14 protein-coding genes are annotated in these 14,440 nt (G+C 61.9%); 3 read left to right on the plus strand and 11 right to left on the minus strand.

Annotated features, from left to right (window positions below; all coding sequences use genetic code 11):
- Nucleotides 1-112 precede the first annotated feature (112 nt).
- The 3 genes from JMN22_RS14565 to JMN22_RS14575 form a co-directional block, all read right to left on the minus strand.
- Entirely contained in the window at nt 113-2,461 is a 2,349-nt protein-coding gene (locus JMN22_RS14565; protein WP_198797050.1) for an FdhF/YdeP family oxidoreductase, read from the minus strand.
- Entirely contained in the window at nt 2,458-3,297 is an 840-nt protein-coding gene (fdhD, locus tag JMN22_RS14570; protein WP_030141537.1) for a formate dehydrogenase accessory sulfurtransferase FdhD, read from the minus strand. The genes JMN22_RS14565 and fdhD overlap by 4 nt, the downstream gene beginning before the upstream one ends.
- Before the next feature lie 93 nt (nt 3,298-3,390).
- A complete protein-coding gene (locus tag JMN22_RS14575) occupies nt 3,391-4,278 on the minus strand; it encodes a LysR family transcriptional regulator (protein WP_030141536.1) in 888 nt (295 codons plus the stop codon).
- A gap of 134 nt (nt 4,279-4,412) precedes the next feature.
- Here JMN22_RS14575 and lysM point away from each other — a divergent pair, with 134 nt between their 5' ends.
- Nucleotides 4,413-4,862 carry a peptidoglycan-binding protein LysM gene (gene lysM, locus JMN22_RS14580; protein ID WP_198797051.1) on the plus strand — a complete coding sequence of 150 codons (450 nt, stop codon included), beginning with the start codon at nt 4,413-4,415 and terminating at the stop codon, nt 4,860-4,862.
- 100 nt (nt 4,863-4,962) lie between these two features.
- Here the strand turns inward: lysM and yrfG are convergent, their stop codons facing one another.
- The gene (gene yrfG, locus JMN22_RS14585; RefSeq protein ID WP_030141534.1) at nt 4,963-5,625 is read right to left on the minus strand and encodes a GMP/IMP nucleotidase; all 663 of its coding nucleotides are present in this window, start codon (nt 5,623-5,625) and stop codon (nt 4,963-4,965) included.
- Nucleotides 5,626-5,713: 88 nt separating this feature from the next.
- On the opposite strand from yrfG, the gene nudE reads away from it, so the two are divergent.
- Both nudE and cysQ read left to right on the plus strand, forming a co-directional pair.
- Nucleotides 5,714-6,280 carry an ADP compounds hydrolase NudE gene (gene nudE, locus JMN22_RS14590; protein ID WP_030141533.1) on the plus strand — a complete coding sequence of 189 codons (567 nt, stop codon included), beginning with the start codon at nt 5,714-5,716 and terminating at the stop codon, nt 6,278-6,280.
- Nucleotides 6,277-7,104 (plus strand): 3'(2'),5'-bisphosphate nucleotidase CysQ, encoded by an 828-nt coding sequence (gene cysQ / locus JMN22_RS14595; RefSeq protein ID WP_030141532.1) that lies wholly within the window; start codon nt 6,277-6,279, stop codon nt 7,102-7,104. The genes nudE and cysQ overlap by 4 nt, the downstream gene beginning before the upstream one ends.
- 144 nt (nt 7,105-7,248) lie before the next feature.
- Here the strand turns inward: cysQ and JMN22_RS14600 are convergent, their stop codons facing one another.
- The 7 genes from JMN22_RS14600 to rfbB are packed head-to-tail and all read right to left on the minus strand — an operon-like array spanning nt 7,249 to nt 14,347.
- Nucleotides 7,249-7,704 carry a YiiD C-terminal domain-containing protein gene (locus JMN22_RS14600; RefSeq protein WP_198797052.1) on the minus strand — a complete coding sequence of 152 codons (456 nt, stop codon included), beginning with the start codon at nt 7,702-7,704 and terminating at the stop codon, nt 7,249-7,251.
- 38 nt (nt 7,705-7,742) lie between these two features.
- Nucleotides 7,743-9,131 (minus strand): sigma-54-dependent transcriptional regulator, encoded by a 1,389-nt coding sequence (locus JMN22_RS14605; RefSeq protein ID WP_181290223.1) that lies wholly within the window; start codon nt 9,129-9,131, stop codon nt 7,743-7,745.
- Nucleotides 9,128-10,936 (minus strand): sensor histidine kinase, encoded by a 1,809-nt coding sequence (locus JMN22_RS14610; RefSeq protein ID WP_198797053.1) that lies wholly within the window; start codon nt 10,934-10,936, stop codon nt 9,128-9,130. The genes JMN22_RS14605 and JMN22_RS14610 overlap by 4 nt, the downstream gene beginning before the upstream one ends.
- Before the next feature lie 36 nt (nt 10,937-10,972).
- A complete protein-coding gene (gene rfbD, locus JMN22_RS14615; RefSeq protein ID WP_198797054.1) occupies nt 10,973-11,854 on the minus strand; it encodes a dTDP-4-dehydrorhamnose reductase in 882 nt (293 codons plus the stop codon).
- Nucleotides 11,851-12,396: a dTDP-4-dehydrorhamnose 3,5-epimerase gene (rfbC, locus tag JMN22_RS14620; protein ID WP_030141527.1), complete on the minus strand. Its 546-nt coding sequence runs from the start codon at nt 12,394-12,396 to the stop codon at nt 11,851-11,853. Before rfbC ends, rfbD begins: the two co-directional genes overlap by 4 nt.
- Nucleotides 12,393-13,268, minus strand: a complete 876-nt coding sequence (rfbA, locus tag JMN22_RS14625; RefSeq protein ID WP_030141526.1) for a glucose-1-phosphate thymidylyltransferase RfbA — start codon at nt 13,266-13,268, stop codon at nt 12,393-12,395. The genes rfbC and rfbA overlap by 4 nt, the downstream gene beginning before the upstream one ends.
- The gene (gene rfbB / locus JMN22_RS14630) at nt 13,265-14,347 is read right to left on the minus strand and encodes a dTDP-glucose 4,6-dehydratase (protein WP_198797055.1); all 1,083 of its coding nucleotides are present in this window, start codon (nt 14,345-14,347) and stop codon (nt 13,265-13,267) included. The genes rfbA and rfbB overlap by 4 nt, the downstream gene beginning before the upstream one ends.
- Nucleotides 14,348-14,440 lie beyond the last annotated feature (93 nt).

Below are 14,440 nucleotides of genomic sequence, written 5' to 3' on the forward strand. Positions count from 1 at the left end.
TTTCCTAGGAAAACGGCCTTTTTTGTGTCTGCAAGAAAGTGTTTCGTGGCGAGGGGATTTAGCGAAACGTCGCACCCCTCGCCACAGGGCTATCATGATCCAAAAGGCTGTATCAGGCCGACTTGGCCAGGATCAACCCGTTTTCGCTCGCGGCTTCGAGGCGGATCGCCACGAACTTCGAGGTTGGGGTAAAGCTGCCGTCGCCAGTGCTTTCCAGCGGCACCAAAGGATTCACTTCCGGGTAATAGGCGGCGGCCTGCCCGGCGGGGATGTCGAAGGCCAGCAAGGTAAAACCTTTGACCCGACGCTCACGGCCATCATCCCAGAGCGAAACGATGTCGGCTTTTTGTCCTGGCTTGAAGCCCAGGCGGATGATGTCCGCTTCGTTCACGAACAGCACGTCGCGTTGGCCTTTGACGCCGCGATAACGGTCATCCAACCCATAGATCGTGGTGTTGTACTGATCGTGTGAACGCATCGATTGCAGGATCAGGTCCGGCAGTTGGCCTGTCGCGCGGGTGCGCTCATGAATCAGGTCCGTCGGCAGCCGGTTGGGCTTGAAGTTGGCCCGGCCCGAAGGGGTATTCCAGCGACGGGCACCGGCGCTGTTGCCCAGGTAGAAACCGCCGGGGTTCTTGAGTTTTTCGTTGAAATCCTTGAAGCCAGGGACAGTCTCGGCGATCAAGTCGCGAATGCGGCTGTAGTCGGCCACGAGCCAGTTCCAATCCACTGGGCGGCTGCCCAGCGTGGCGGCGGCGATGCCGGCGATGATCCAGGGCTCGGAGCGCATCTGGTTCGACAGCGGCTGCAGTTGGCCATTGGAGGCGTGGACCATGCTGAAGGAGTCTTCCACGGTCACCGCTTGGGAGCCTTCCGCTTGCAGGTCGATGTCGGTACGCCCCAGGCACGGCAAGATGAGCGCTTCCTTCCCGTGGGCCAGGTGGCTGCGGTTGAGCTTGGTGCTGATCTGGACGGTCAGGTCGCAGTTGCCCAAGGCCTGGAAGGTCCGGTGGCTGTCTGGCGTGGCCTGGGCGAAGTTGCCGCCCAGGGCGACGAACACTTTTGCCCGGCCTTCGGCCATGGCGTGGATCGCCTCGACCACGTTGTGGCCGTTTTCACGCGGTACCTTGAACTGGAAGCGCCGCTCCAGGGTGTCGAGGAACGCAACGGGCGGACGCTCGTTGATTCCCATGGTCCGGTCGCCTTGCACGTTACTGTGGCCACGAACCGGGCAGAGCCCTGCGCCTGGCTTGCCGATGTTGCCACGCAGCATCATCAGGTTGGCGATTTCCTGGATCGTCGCCACCGAATGGCGGTGCTGGGTAATGCCCATTGCCCAGCACATGATCACGTTGTTGGCCTTGGCGTACATACGCGCGGATTGCTCGATCTCGGCCAGGGTCAGGCCGGATTGCTCGACGATCTGCTCCCACGGGGTTTCATCGACGACTGCCAGGTATTCCAGGACGTTGGCGCTGTGTTCGTTGAGAAACCCATGGTCGAACACCGCAGGGCCGCCGCTGTTCTGCGCGTCCCGTTCCCATTGCAACAGGAATTTCGCCATGCCCCGCAGCACAGCCATGTCACCGCCCAGGGCCGGGCGGAAATAGGCGGTGTTGGTCGGTTTATCACCGTTGGTGAGCATTTCCAGCGGATGCTGTGGATGCTGGAAGCGTTCCAGGCCGCGCTCTTTCAGCGGGTTGATACACACCACCTGGGCGCCACGTTTGACGGCTTCGCGCAGCGGCTCGAGCATCCGTGGATGGTTGGTGCCGGGGTTCTGGCCCCAGACGAAAATCGCGTCGGCATGTTCGAAATCGTCGAAAGTGACCGTGCCTTTGCCCACGCCCACGCTCTGGGACAGGGCCACGCCACTGGCTTCATGACACATGTTCGAGCAATCGGGAAAGTTGTTGGTGCCGAAGGCACGCACGAACAGTTGATACAGGTAGGCCGCTTCGTTGCTGGCCCGGCCCGACGTGTAGAACTCCGCCTGGTTCGGGCTGGACAGTCCGTTCAGATGCTTGCTGATCAGTGCGAATGCCGCGTCCCAACTGATGGGCTTGTAGCGGTCGGTTTCGGCGTCGTAGCTCATCGGCTCCGTCAGGCGCCCCTGGTATTCAAGCCAGTAATCGCTCTGCTCCAGCAACGACGTCACGCTGTGCTTGGCGAAAAAAGCCGCGTCGACACGACGCTTGGTCGCTTCCCAGTTCACGGCCTTGGCGCCGTTCTCACAGAACTTGACCATGCCGCTTTCCGGCGAATCACCCCAGGCGCAGCCGGGGCAGTCGAAGCCGCCGTTCTGGTTGGTCTTGAGCATCATGCGGATGTTCTTCAGCGCGTTATCGCTGGTCAGCCAGGCCTGGGCAACGCTGATCAGCGCCCCCCATCCACCGGCCGGGCCCTTGTAGGGCTTGTAGCGCGGTGCGGGTTTCTGGTTGGCTTGTTGATAGTTGCTCACGCTTGTTTCTCCATCGCAGGGCTATAGACCCGCGGCGCACTTTTCTGCGGCAGGTGGATGAGGTTGAGGTTGTGTTGGCGGGCCCACTGCACGGCGAGGCCCGTGGGCGACGACAGGCTGACCAAGGTCTGGATGCCCGCACGCAGGACTTTCTGGATCAATTCGAGGCTGCAACGGCTGGTGACAATCGCCAAGCCGCCGGCTACCGGGATTTGTTGCCGGATCAACGCACCGATCAGTTTATCGAGGGCGTTGTGTCGGCCAATGTCTTCGCGGCCCAGCAGCAGCTCGCCCTGAGCATTCATGAACAATGCCGCATGGACCGCGCCGCAGTGCTGGCCCAGGGGCTGGAACTGGCTGATGCGTTGGCGCAGGCCATCGAGCCATGGCGCCGGTGGTAGCGGCGCCCCGGGCAGCGCCTTGAGGTCGGGTAGCGCCTGTTCCACGGCTTCCACGCCACACAGTCCGCAACCACTGGTGCCGGCCATCTGCCGGCGTTGCTGCTTGAGATTCCAGAAGGCGCGATTGGCGATGGTGACCTGGGCATATTGCGCCGAACCGGCACCGCTCAGTTGCAAATCATAAATATCCGCGGGGTCTTCGATGATGCCGCTGCCGAGGCTGAAACCGACGATAAAATCTTCGAGATCAGTGGGCGTGACCAACATGACAGCCTGGCTGATGCCGTTATAGGCAATGGCCAACGCCACTTCCTCGGCCAGCGCGGTGCTGTCCGAGTCGGAGTGGTCCAGGTTGCAGTAGCGATAGCTCTGGCTGGCGGCTGGCGTGGAGGGTTCCACGTCAGGCGTTGGACAGACCGGAGGCTTGTCGTTCATGGGCATCACTGAAAGTAGGAATAGTGTTAAGACTAAATGCGGCAATCTGCCACGTCTAATCGCTATTACTGATCTTCCAATAGATGACGTCGATCAAGAGATGCTTGTTGATTTCTGATAAAGCGCGAAACAAGCCTCCGCCAGCGCCGAACGCGGGGCGCCGCGACGCATGATCAGGCCGAGCGGGACGAGTGACTGCGCTCCTTCGATGGGCTGGATCCGCAGGTCTTCGGCCATGTCGTGCAGGCCGCCCTCCAATGGCACCACCGCGCAACACAGCCCGCCGTGAACGGCTTGTAGCAGCTGATGCACGGCGTCGGTCTGCAACAGCGGCTGGGGTGATAATCCCCGACTGTGGAAGTTGTGGTCGATGGACTGGCGAAAATGCATGCCGCTGGTGAGCATGCCCAAGGGCAATTCGACCAGCGCTTCCCAGCTCAGCGGTTGTTCATCGAAAAAGAAAAACCGCTGGTCGTAAAGCAGGCCCATGCGGGTATGGCTGAACGGCAGCGCCTCGAAACGATCGTTGTCCAGGCGTTCCAGGTAGGAAATGCCCAGGTCGATGCGGTTGTTCGCCAACTGTTCGAGAATCTGCTCGGAGCTCAGGGACGACAATTCGAAACGCAGGCTGGGGTGGTCGGCGTGCAGGCGCTGCATCATCGACAGCGGATCGAAGTTTGACAGCGGCACCACGCCCAGGCGCAGCGTGCCCACCAGATTGCCCCGGCAGGCCGCCGCTTCGGCCTGAAGCCCGTCGTAGGCGGCCAGCACCGTGCGAGCCCAGGCCAGCACCCGTTCACCTGGCGCGGTAAAACCCTCGAAGCGCTGGCCGCGGTTGACCAGTGGCAGGCCAAGCTCTTCTTCCAGGCTGCGCAAGCGCATCGACAGGGTGGGTTGGGTGATGTGACAACGAGCGGCGGCCTGGCCGAAGTGACGGGTTTCGTCGAGCGCAATGAGAAATTTCAGCTGCTTGATGTCCATCTTCGCTCCAGGGCGCTTGAAGGTTGGGATTCTAGCGCTTGCGCGTGGCGGGGTCATCGGTCGGTTGGGGAGCGGGTTCGGTGGGCTTGGTCTAGGCTTTGCGTCTGGACATTTGAACCCAGGGAGAGACAACCATGAGCCTTTTCAGTTTTTTAAAAGATGCCGGTGAAAAAATTCTTGATGGGCTGACGCCCGACAAGGCCGAAGCCAACAGCGAGGCGCTGACCAAGCACGTACAAGATGCCCTGACAGGTATAGATACTTCCAGGATCCAGATAAAAGTCGAAGGCGAAAAGGTCATTGCCACGGGCGAAGCCGCGACGCAGGAGGAAAAGGAAAAAATCCTTTTGGCCCTGGGCAACGTTGCCGGTATCAGCGGCGTGGATGACCAGATCACGGTCACCGGGCCGGTTGCGGCGGCGGCCAGGTTCGTCACCGTTGAGAAGGGCGACACCTTGAGTGCCATTTCCAAGCGGGTCTATGGCGATGCGAACAAGTACAACAAGATTTTCGAAGCCAACAAGCCGATGCTGAAACACCCGGACAAGATCTACCCGGGGCAGGTGCTGCGTATCCCTGAGTAATCTTCAGACTTGCAGTGTCTTCATCGCGAGCAAGCTCGCTCCCACAGTTGACCACATGTCCCTGTGGGAGCGAGCTTGCTCGCGATGAAGGCGGTGCGGTTCAAAGTCCGGCAATCAAGTCCCGATAATCCCCGACCGCCTCAAACTCCCCCGTATCCTTCGGCCCCTTGCGGCTGTCTGGTTCGCTGACCGCCAGCAGATGGCCGACGCCAAAGTCCCGGGCGCTGCGCAATACCGGCAGGGTGTCGTCGATAAACAGGCTGCGGGCCGGGTCGAAATCCAGGTCGGCTTGCAAGGCATCCCAGAACTGCGGGTTCTCCTTGGGGAAACCGTAGTCGTGGGAACTGATCAAGCGCTCGAAATATGGAGCCAGTTCGATACGCTCCAGTTTCAACGACAACGAATCTCGGTGGGCATTGGTGATCATCACGACCCGTTTGCCGGCCCTTTGGATCGCCGCCAGGAACGTATCGGCGTCCGGGCGCAACGCGATCAAGTGCGCGGTTTCCAGCTTCAACTCGCGCACCGGCAGTTTCAGTTCCTCGCTCCAGAAGTCCAGGCAATACCACTGCAACTGGCCGGCGTTGCGTTCGAACAGCGGTTGCAGCTCCATCTCGGCCATCGCGCGGCTGACGCCATGCAGTTCGGCGTAGCGCTGGGGCAGGTGCTCCAGCCAGAAATGGTTGTCGTAATGCAGGTCCAGCAAGGTGCCGTCCATGTCCAACAGCACCGTGTCGATCTCGTGCCAGGGCAATAAAGCCATCAAACTTCTCCAGCGGTAATCAGATATCCGACACAAACAATCAGGATAGGCCGGGTATAGTAGCCCGCTATCGCCCAGGGAGCCGTTTATGCGCCAGAAGCCCACCATACTCGACCGACGGATCGTCGCCACCAGCCGCCTGTTTTGCGTTGAAGAATTGCAATTGCGTTTTTCCAACGGTGTGGAACGCACCTATGAGCGGCTGGCGAGCAAGGGCGCAGGCTACGGCGCGGTGATGATCGTGGCGATGCTCGACGCCGACCACGCGGTCTTGGTGGAAGAGTACTGCGGCGGTACCGATGCCTACGAGCTGTCCCTGCCCAAAGGTCTGATCGAGCCCGGGGAGGACGTGCTGGCGGCGGCTGAACGGGAGCTCAAGGAAGAGGCCGGTTTTGGCGCGCGACAACTGGAGCACTTGACCGAGCTGTCATTGTCGCCTGGCTACATGAGCCAGAAAATCCAAGTAGTGTTGGCGACCGATCTGTATGAAGAACGGTTGGAGGGCGACGAGCCCGAGGCGATGCGCGTCGAGAAGGTCAACCTGGGCGAGCTCTGGGCCCTGGCGCAGAATCCACAATTCACCGAAGGCCGGGCGCTGGCGGCGCTGTATCTGGCTCGCGACCTGCTGACCCAGCGTGGAGCCTACCTGCCATGAATTACCCACATCCCCTGATCGCCCCGGTGATCGAGCTGGCGCTCAAGGCCGGCGCGGCGATCCTGCCATTCTGGCGAGCCAATGTGGAAGTCGTGCAAAAGGCTGACGAATCACCCGTCACCGCCGCCGACATGGCCGCTCACGATGTCATCGTCGCTGGATTGACTGCGCTGGCGCCGGATATCCCGATCCTTTCCGAAGAGGACGCCAATATTGCACAAAGCGTGCGCGCGACCTGGAAACGCTGGTGGCTGGTGGACCCGCTGGATGGCACCAAGGAATTCATTTCCGGCAGCGAAGAGTTCACCGTCAACATCGCCTTGGTCGAAGAGGGGCGGGTGGTGTTCGGCGTGGTTTCGATGCCTACCAACGGGCGCTTTTATGTCGGCGGCGCTGGGCTTGGCGCCTGGCGTGGCGATAAAAATGCCGAGCCTTTGCCCATCGCCGTGCGTAACGTATTGGCGCCAGGGGAAGTGTTTACCGTCGTCGCCAGCCGCCGCCACACCAGTGCGGAGCAGGAGCGCTTGTTGGCCGGCTTGAGCGAGAGCCTTGGCGCCTTGCAATTGACCAATATCGGCAGTTCGTTGAAGTTCTGCCTGCTGGCCGAAGGTGCGGCGGATTGCTATCCACGGTTGGCGCCAACGTCCCAGTGGGACACCGCCGCCGCCCAGGGTGTGTTGGAAGGTGCCGGGGGCGAGGTGTTGGACCTGGGCGGCGAACCGTTCTGCTATCCGCCACGGGCGTCGCTGTTGAATGCTTCGTTCCTGGCTTTGCCGGCGAAGGCGGCTTGGCGTGGGAAGTTGTTGGAGCTTGCCCGCGCCTAGGATCGGATACCACTTGTGGCGAGGGGATTTATCCCCGCTGGGCTGCTGCCGATACACCAGTCAAAACGCGTTAGCCGCTGTTGGGGTCGCTTCGCAACCCAGCGGGGATAAATCCCCTCGCCACAGAGAATCTGGCTACCTGGCTCAACGGTGCAGCACGTACTGCCCTTCGAATTGCACCGCCACGTCCTCGCTGTCCACGTTCAACACCTGAGTCTGCAGGGCCAGCCGTGCCCGTCCGTAGCGCCGATACGTGGCCAGGAAGCGCTTCCAGGTTTTTTCATCAGGCGCTTCGCAGACGACGTGCGCATCCCGGGTGACCGGCAGCGGATAGCTGATCTGCCCCTCCTGAATCACGATGTGTCCGTCCTCGATCCCTTCCTCGCGCAAGGCCAGGTGCAGCCAGCCCCAGCCGCCCAGTACCGCGCCGCAGTACAGACTGCCGCCGAACATGGTGCTCTTGTGGTTGACGTTGGCCTCGAGGGGCAGGAACAGGCGCAGTCGCCGGCCCTGCCAATCGAGCACTTTCAGGCCCATGTCCCGCGTCAACGGGATGTCCCGGTGCAGAATCGATTCCAGGTAGGTGCTGTCGCGGTTCATGCTGGGCCTCTTGCTTGAAAGGGAAGATGGGCGGGCATTCAATCAGACTCTTCGGCCGGGCCATGGCTGCTATCGAAGGCCAGCCCATGCTTGCGCAGCTTGTCGTGCAGGGTCTTGCGCGGGATGCCCAATGCTTCGGCAAGGCTGCGTACCGAACTGTGTGGGCGGGCCAGCTCGGCGGCAATCAGGGTCTTTTCGAAGTTCTCCACCTGCTCGCTCAAGCCGCCGCTGACCACTTCCACCGGCGTGCCCGGATGACTTTCCGGCGCGCTGTTATCCAGGGCCAATTCCAGGCCCAAGGCGAAACGTTCGGCGGCGTTCTGCAACTCGCGCACGTTGCCCGGCCAGCCATGGCGCAGCAGCAGCGCCCGATGGGCCGGTTGCAGCTCGTGGGGCGGCAGGCCGTGGCGGGCGCTGGCCTCGTCGGCGAAATATTGGAACAGCAACAACACGTCTTCACCTCGTTCGCGTAACGGTGGTATGCGCAGTGGCGCGACGTTCAGGCGGTAATACAAGTCGGCGCGGAACCGCCCCTGATCGGCGGCCTGGCGCAGGTCTTCCTTGGTCGCGGCAATGATGCGGATATCCAGCGGGATCTGCTGATTGCCACCCAGCCGTTCCACCACGCGTTCTTGCAGCAGGCGAAGCAACTTGACCTGTACGTCCAGGCTCATGCTTTCGATTTCATCGAGGAACAACGTGCCACCGTTGGCGAACTCGAATTTGCCGATGCGGCGTTTCTGCGCGCCGGTAAAGGCGCCGGGTTCGTGGCCGAACAATTCGCTCTCCACCACCGACTCAGCCAAGGCGCCGGCATTGATGGCCACGAATGGCCCGTTGCGCCGGCTGGAGAGGTCGTGCAGGGCGCGGGCCACCACTTCCTTGCCGGCGCCGGTTTCACCGAGGATCAGCACATCGGCGCGGGTCGCTGCCAAGGCGCCGATCTGCTCGCGCAGGCGCAACATGGGCGATGACTGGCCCACCAGCCGGGCGCTGAGTTCGTGACGGTCGCTCAGGGCCAGCCGCAGGCTGCGGTTGTCCAGGACCAGGCGGCGCAAGGCCAGGGCTCGGCGAACGCTGTCGAGCAGATGATCGCTGGCGAACGGTTTCTCCAGGAAGTCGTACGCGCCAGCACGCATGGCCTGCACGGCGAGCGGCACGTCGCCATGACCGGTGATCAGCAGCACCGGCAGCTCTGGGTCCTGGGCGTGCAGTTGGCTCAATAGCTCAAGTCCGTCCATGCCCGGCATGCGAATGTCGCTGACCACCACACCCGGCCAGTCGCGGGGCAATTGCCCGGCCAGGCCATTGGCCTCGCCCAGGGGCAGGATTTTCAGCCCGGCCAGGTCGAGGGTCTGGCTCAAGGCCTGACGCAGATGGGGATCGTCGTCGATCAGCACCACCTCAATCTGGTTGTCGATGGTCATACACTACGGTCCTCGGAGGGTTGCAGGCTTACCCCGGGCGCGCCCGCGCGCAGCTTCAGGGTGATCAGGGCGCCGCCTTCCTTGTGGTTGGCGAACAACAGCTCGCCGCCAAAGGCGCGCATCAGGGTGTCGCAGATCGCCAGCCCCAGGCCAAGCCCCTGGGTACGGGTCTTGGTGGTGTAGAACGGCTCGCCGGCGCGGCCGAGGGCTTCCATGCAAAACCCCGGGCCGTTATCGCGGATGTACAGGTTGACGCCGGTTTCGGTCGCCTGGGCACTGAGCCAGAGTTTACGTGGCGGGCCTTTTTCGGTCAGCGCATCCAGGGCGTTTGCCAGAAGGTTACCCAGCACCTGGCGCAAGCGCGTTTCGCCGGCCTCGACCCACAGTGTGGCGGCCGGCAGGTCGCGGATCAGTTCCACTTCCATGCTCCGCCGCCGTTTGGCGAGTAACGCCAAGGCATCGTCCAGCGCCGGTTGCAAGGCGACACTTTCTGGCGCATGGCGGTCGCGACGGGCGAAGGCGCGCAAGTGGGCAATGATCGACGCCATGCGCCCGGTCAGTTCGTTGATCAGCCTGAGGTTGCCACGGGCGTCCTCGGTGCGCTGGTGGTCGAGCAATACCTCGGCGTTTTCGGCATAGCTTCGAATCGCCGCCAACGGCTGGTTGAGTTCATGGCTGATGCTGGCCGACATGGTGCCGAGTGCCGACAGCTTGCCGGCCTGGACCAGGTCATCCTGGGCCCGGACCAGTTCCTGCTGGGCGTGCTCGCGCTCCAGGACCTCCTGCTTTAGGCGCCGGTTAAGGCCTTCAAGGTCGCTGGTGCGTTCCGCGACCCGGCCTTCCAGTTCGTGGCGAGCCTTGGCCTCGAAGGCGATGCGGTCCAAGTAATGGCGCCTGCGCTGCATCATCAGGCCGAGCAACAGCATCAAGACCAGGAGCGCTGCGCCGCCGATGATCACCACCGTGCGCACCGGACGATCGATCAGGGTGCGCGGGGCGAGGATGCTGACGCTCCAGCCTGTTTCTTCGATGGTCTGGGTCTGGGGCAGCCAGGCGCTGGCGTCGAGGTTCAGCGGCTTGGGGTCGCGTGTCGGGTAGGGTTGTATCGCGCTGATCGCCTTGCTTTCCGCATCGCTCAAGGGGCGGGTCGAGCGGAAGCGCCATTCCTGGCGCGAGGTGAGGATGACCACGCCATTGGGGTCAGTCACCAGCAGTTGCTCCGGCGTCTTGCCCCAGAGGCTTTCGGTGTGGTCCAGGTCAACCTTGACCACCAGCACGCCGATGACTTTCTCACGGTCGCGGACGGCGGCGGCAAAGAAATAACCGCGTTTGCCCGATGTGGTGCCCAGGCCGAAGAAGCGTCCCAGGCGCCCGGCCATGGCTTCGATGTAGTAAGGGCGAAAAGCGAAATTGCGGCCGACGAAGCTGTCGTGCTTGTCCCAGTTCGACGCCGCCAGGGTCTTGCCCGTGGTGTCCATCAAGTACATGACTTCGGCGCCGGTCTGGGCGCTGATGTTTTTCAGCAGCCGGTTGGCGTTGCCCTGGGTGACGCCATCGTCCGGTGCCGACAGGGCCGAGCGCAGGGCCGGCAGTTCACCGAGAATCTGCGGCAGCACTTCGTAGCGATGCAGGGTGCCCAGCAGGTTCGCGACGTAAAGATCGAGCGTCTGGCGATTCTGTCCGGCCAGCTCGCTGCGGTAATATCGCTCGGCCAGATGCTCCAGCGGCCACAGCAAAGGCGCCAGGCACAATGCGAGCAAGGCCAGGCTGCGCCAACGGGGTCTGCGGGGGAGGGTGGAATTCATGAGCAGGATGCGCCTGTGGTTACAGGCGCATTATGCCTAGGCTTGTCCGGCAAGGCACTGTCGCAAAGCGCTTCGCCAGCCTGGCTGGCTCACGCCCCATTCCCGGAGCAGGCGCGTGCAATCGAGTCGCGAATTCAGCGGGCGCGGTGCCGGTGTCGGGTACTCGCTGGAGGGGATTGGCTCAAGCACGGCGCAAGGTTTGTGCTGCTCCACCAGGTTTTCACCGATGGCCTGGGCGAAGCCGAACCATGACGTCTGGCCCTGGGCCGTCAGATGATAAGTGCCCCAGGCTCCGCACTGTCCGGCCTGCCAGCGCTCTATCAACTTTGCGGTGCTGTCGGCAATGGTACCGGCCCAGGTCGGTGCGCCGATCTGATCGGCCACCACCCGCAGGTGGGGTTTTTCTTGGAGCAGGCGTTGCATGGTCAGCAGGAAGTTACGCCCCGCATTGGAATACACCCAACTGGTGCGCAGGATCAGATGCTGCCCGCCAGCCTCGCGGATGACCTCTTCGCCCGCCAGTTTGCTGCGACCGTAGACGCTCAGGGGGTTGGGCGCATCGTCTTCGGTGTAGGGCTCGGGCTTGCGACCGTCAAAGACATAGTCGGTGGAGTAGTGAAACAGTGGAACGCCCAGCCCAAGCGCCGCCCGGGCGAGCACGCCCGGTGCCGTGGCGTTGATGGCAAACGCCCGCTCCGCTTCGCTTTCGGCCTGGTCGACGGCGGTGTGGGCGGCGGCATTGATGATCAGGTCGGGCCGCAATGCATCGATAGGCGCGCGGATGTCATCCGTGCGCGCCATGTCGAGCTGGCTACTGCCCAGCACGATCAATTCGCCCACGGCCGCGAGGCGCTTTTGCAAGGCCTGGGAGACCTGGCCGTTCTGGCCGATGATCAGGATGCGCAAGGAGGAATTCATGGGAACAGGTCGGCCTCGCGAAGGGCGCTGCCGGCCTGATCCTTGGCGGACAGGATCGGCGCGCCCTGCAGTTCCCAGTCGATCGCCAGTTCCGGATCGTCCCAGCGAATGCAGCGTTCGGCTGATGGGGCGTAGTAATCGGTGGTCTTGTAGAGAAAATCGGCTGACTCGCTCAGCACCACGAATCCATGGGCGAATCCTGGTGGAATCCACAGCTGCCGATGGTTCTGTCCCGACAGGCGTACGCTTGTCCACTGGCCGAAAGTCGGGGAGCTGCGGCGAATGTCCACCGCAACGTCCAGGACCTCACCTTCGGTGACGCGCACCAGTTTCCCCTGGGAATGTTCGATCTGGTAATGCAGGCCGCGCAGCACGCCCTTGGCCGAGCGCGAATGATTGTCCTGGACGAACTGCACCACGCGGCCAGTGGCTTCGGCGAACGCCTGGGCGTTGAAGCTTTCATAGAAAAAGCCGCGTTCGTCGCCGAAGACCTTCGGCTCGATGATCAGGACGTCCGGCAGGCGCGTGGCGATGACGTTCAACGTGTCTCTCCGGCGATCTTGAACAGGTACTGGCCGTAACCGGTCTTGCCAAAATATTGGGCGCGCGCAAGAACGTGCTCTCGACTGACCCAACCCTGCTGGTAAGCGATTTCTTCCAGGCACGCGACCTTCAAGCCCTGTCGATGCTCAATGGTCTGTACGTATTGCGAGGCCTCCAGCAGGCTGTCATGGGTACCGGTATCCAGCCAGGCAAAACCACGTCCAAACCGCTCGACATGCAAATCTCCGCGTTGCAGGTAAGCGTTGTTGACGTCGGTAATCTCCAGTTCGCCTCGTTTGGACGGCTTGATGGTCTTGGCGATCTGTATGACATCGTTGTCATAGAAATACAGGCCGGTCACCGCATAGCTGGACTTGGGCTCGGTGGGTTTTTCTTCGATGGAAACGGCGCGTCCTTCAGGGTCGAAGTCGATCACGCCGAAACGCTCGGGGTCCTTGACCCAATAACCGAACACCGTCGCACCGCGCTCGCGATTTACGGCGGTCTGCAACTGCTCGCCGAAATGCTGGCCGTGAAAGATGTTGTCGCCGAGGATCAAGCACACCGGGTCGCTGCCAATGAATTGCTCGCCAATCAGGAATGCCTGGGCCAGTCCGTCGGGGGCGGGCTGTTCGGCGTAGCTGAAATGCACGCCGAACTGAGAACCGTCGCCCAGCAGGTTGCGATATTGCGGCAAGTCCAGTGGGGTGGAGATGATCAGGATTTCCTTGATGCCAGCGAGCATCAGCACCGAGATTGGATAATAGATCATCGGTTTGTCGTAGATCGGCAGCAGTTGTTTCGAAACCCCGAGGGTAATCGGGTGCAGCCGCGTACCGGAACCGCCGGCCAGAACAATGCCTTTCATCATGCAATCGTATCCTTGTTGTCGAGTGAGCCCAGGCGCTCGCCCTGATAACTGCCATCCTGGACGCGCCGGCACCACAGCAGGTTTTCGAGGTACCACTGCACGGTCTTGCGCAGTCCGCTCTCGAAGGTTTCCGATGGTGTCCAGCCCAGCTCCCGTTCGATCTTGCCGGCATCGATGGCGTAGCGCAGGTCGTGGCCGGGACGATCCTTGACGAAGGTGATCAGGTCGGCGTAGTGCTCGACGCCCGCGGGCTTGTGCGGCGCCAGCTCTTCAAGGAGTGCACAGATGTTGCGCACCACGTCGATGTTCTTTTGTTCATTGTGGCCGCCGATGTTGTAGGTCTCACCGACCACCCCTTCGGTGACGACTTTGAGCAGCGCCCGCGCGTGGTCCTCGACGAACAGCCAGTCGCGCACTTGCAGCCCATCGCCATACACCGGCAGCGGTTTACCGGCCAGGGCGTTGAGGATCACCAGCGGAATCAGCTTTTCGGGGAAGTGAAAGGGTCCGTAGTTATTCGAGCAGTTGGTCAGCAGCACGGGCAGGCCATACGTACGTTGCCAGGCGCGGACCAGATGGTCGGACGCCGCCTTGCTGGCCGAATACGGCGAGCTTGGGGCGTAGGCGGTGGTTTCGGTGAACAGGTCATCCACGCCATGCAGGTCGCCATACACTTCGTCGGTGGAAATGTGGTGGAAGCGAAACGCCCGCTTTTGCGGTTCGGCCAGGGTTTGCCAATAGGCACGGGTGGCTTCCAGCAGGCTGTAGGTGCCGACGATATTGGTCTGGATGAAATCCGCCGGACCGTCGATGGAGCGGTCCACATGGGATTCTGCGGCCAGGTGCATGATGGCGTCAGGTTTGAATCGCCCCAGCACCGCGCTGATCGTCGGTTGGTCGACGATGTCGGCCTGCACGAACTCGTAGCGGCTATCGTGATCGATGCTGCTCAGCGACTCCAGGTTGCCAGCGTAGGTCAGTTTGTCGAGGTTCAGGACCTGATGGTCAGTATGGCCAATCAAATGTCGTATTAAAGCCGAGCCGATGAAGCCGGCGCCGCCGGTAATGAGAATGCGCATCCGGTTAAGCCTTTTTTCGATAAGACGATACAGCGATGGAGCATAGCTTGTCGGCATGACGAAGAGGGTGCAAGCGAATATCCGCAAGGAGCG

This window comes from Pseudomonas sp. HB05, from assembly GCF_016756915.1.
In the GTDB taxonomy this organism is placed as follows: domain Bacteria; phylum Pseudomonadota; class Gammaproteobacteria; order Pseudomonadales; family Pseudomonadaceae; genus Aquipseudomonas; species Aquipseudomonas alvandae.

Excerpts from the sequence above, each read along its gene's own strand:
- fdhD (WP_030141537.1), bottom strand. The coding sequence starts at position 3,297 with ATGAACGACAAGCCTCCGGTCTGTCCAACGCCTGACGTGGAACCCTCC.
- JMN22_RS14575 (WP_030141536.1), bottom strand. The coding sequence starts at position 4,278 with ATGGACATCAAGCAGCTGAAATTTCTCATTGCGCTCGACGAAACCCGT.
- lysM (WP_198797051.1), top strand. The coding sequence starts at position 4,413 with ATGAGCCTTTTCAGTTTTTTAAAAGATGCCGGTGAAAAAATTCTTGAT.
- yrfG (WP_030141534.1), bottom strand. The coding sequence starts at position 5,625 with ATGGCTTTATTGCCCTGGCACGAGATCGACACGGTGCTGTTGGACATG.
- nudE (WP_030141533.1), top strand. The coding sequence starts at position 5,714 with ATGCGCCAGAAGCCCACCATACTCGACCGACGGATCGTCGCCACCAGC.
- cysQ (WP_030141532.1), top strand. The coding sequence starts at position 6,277 with ATGAATTACCCACATCCCCTGATCGCCCCGGTGATCGAGCTGGCGCTC.
- JMN22_RS14600 (WP_198797052.1), bottom strand. The coding sequence starts at position 7,704 with ATGAACCGCGACAGCACCTACCTGGAATCGATTCTGCACCGGGACATC.
- JMN22_RS14605 (WP_181290223.1), bottom strand. The coding sequence starts at position 9,131 with ATGACCATCGACAACCAGATTGAGGTGGTGCTGATCGACGACGATCCC.
- JMN22_RS14610 (WP_198797053.1), bottom strand. The coding sequence starts at position 10,936 with ATGAATTCCACCCTCCCCCGCAGACCCCGTTGGCGCAGCCTGGCCTTG.
- rfbD (WP_198797054.1), bottom strand. The coding sequence starts at position 11,854 with ATGAATTCCTCCTTGCGCATCCTGATCATCGGCCAGAACGGCCAGGTC.
- rfbA (WP_030141526.1), bottom strand. The coding sequence starts at position 13,268 with ATGATGAAAGGCATTGTTCTGGCCGGCGGTTCCGGTACGCGGCTGCAC.
- rfbB (WP_198797055.1), bottom strand. The coding sequence starts at position 14,347 with ATGCGCATTCTCATTACCGGCGGCGCCGGCTTCATCGGCTCGGCTTTA.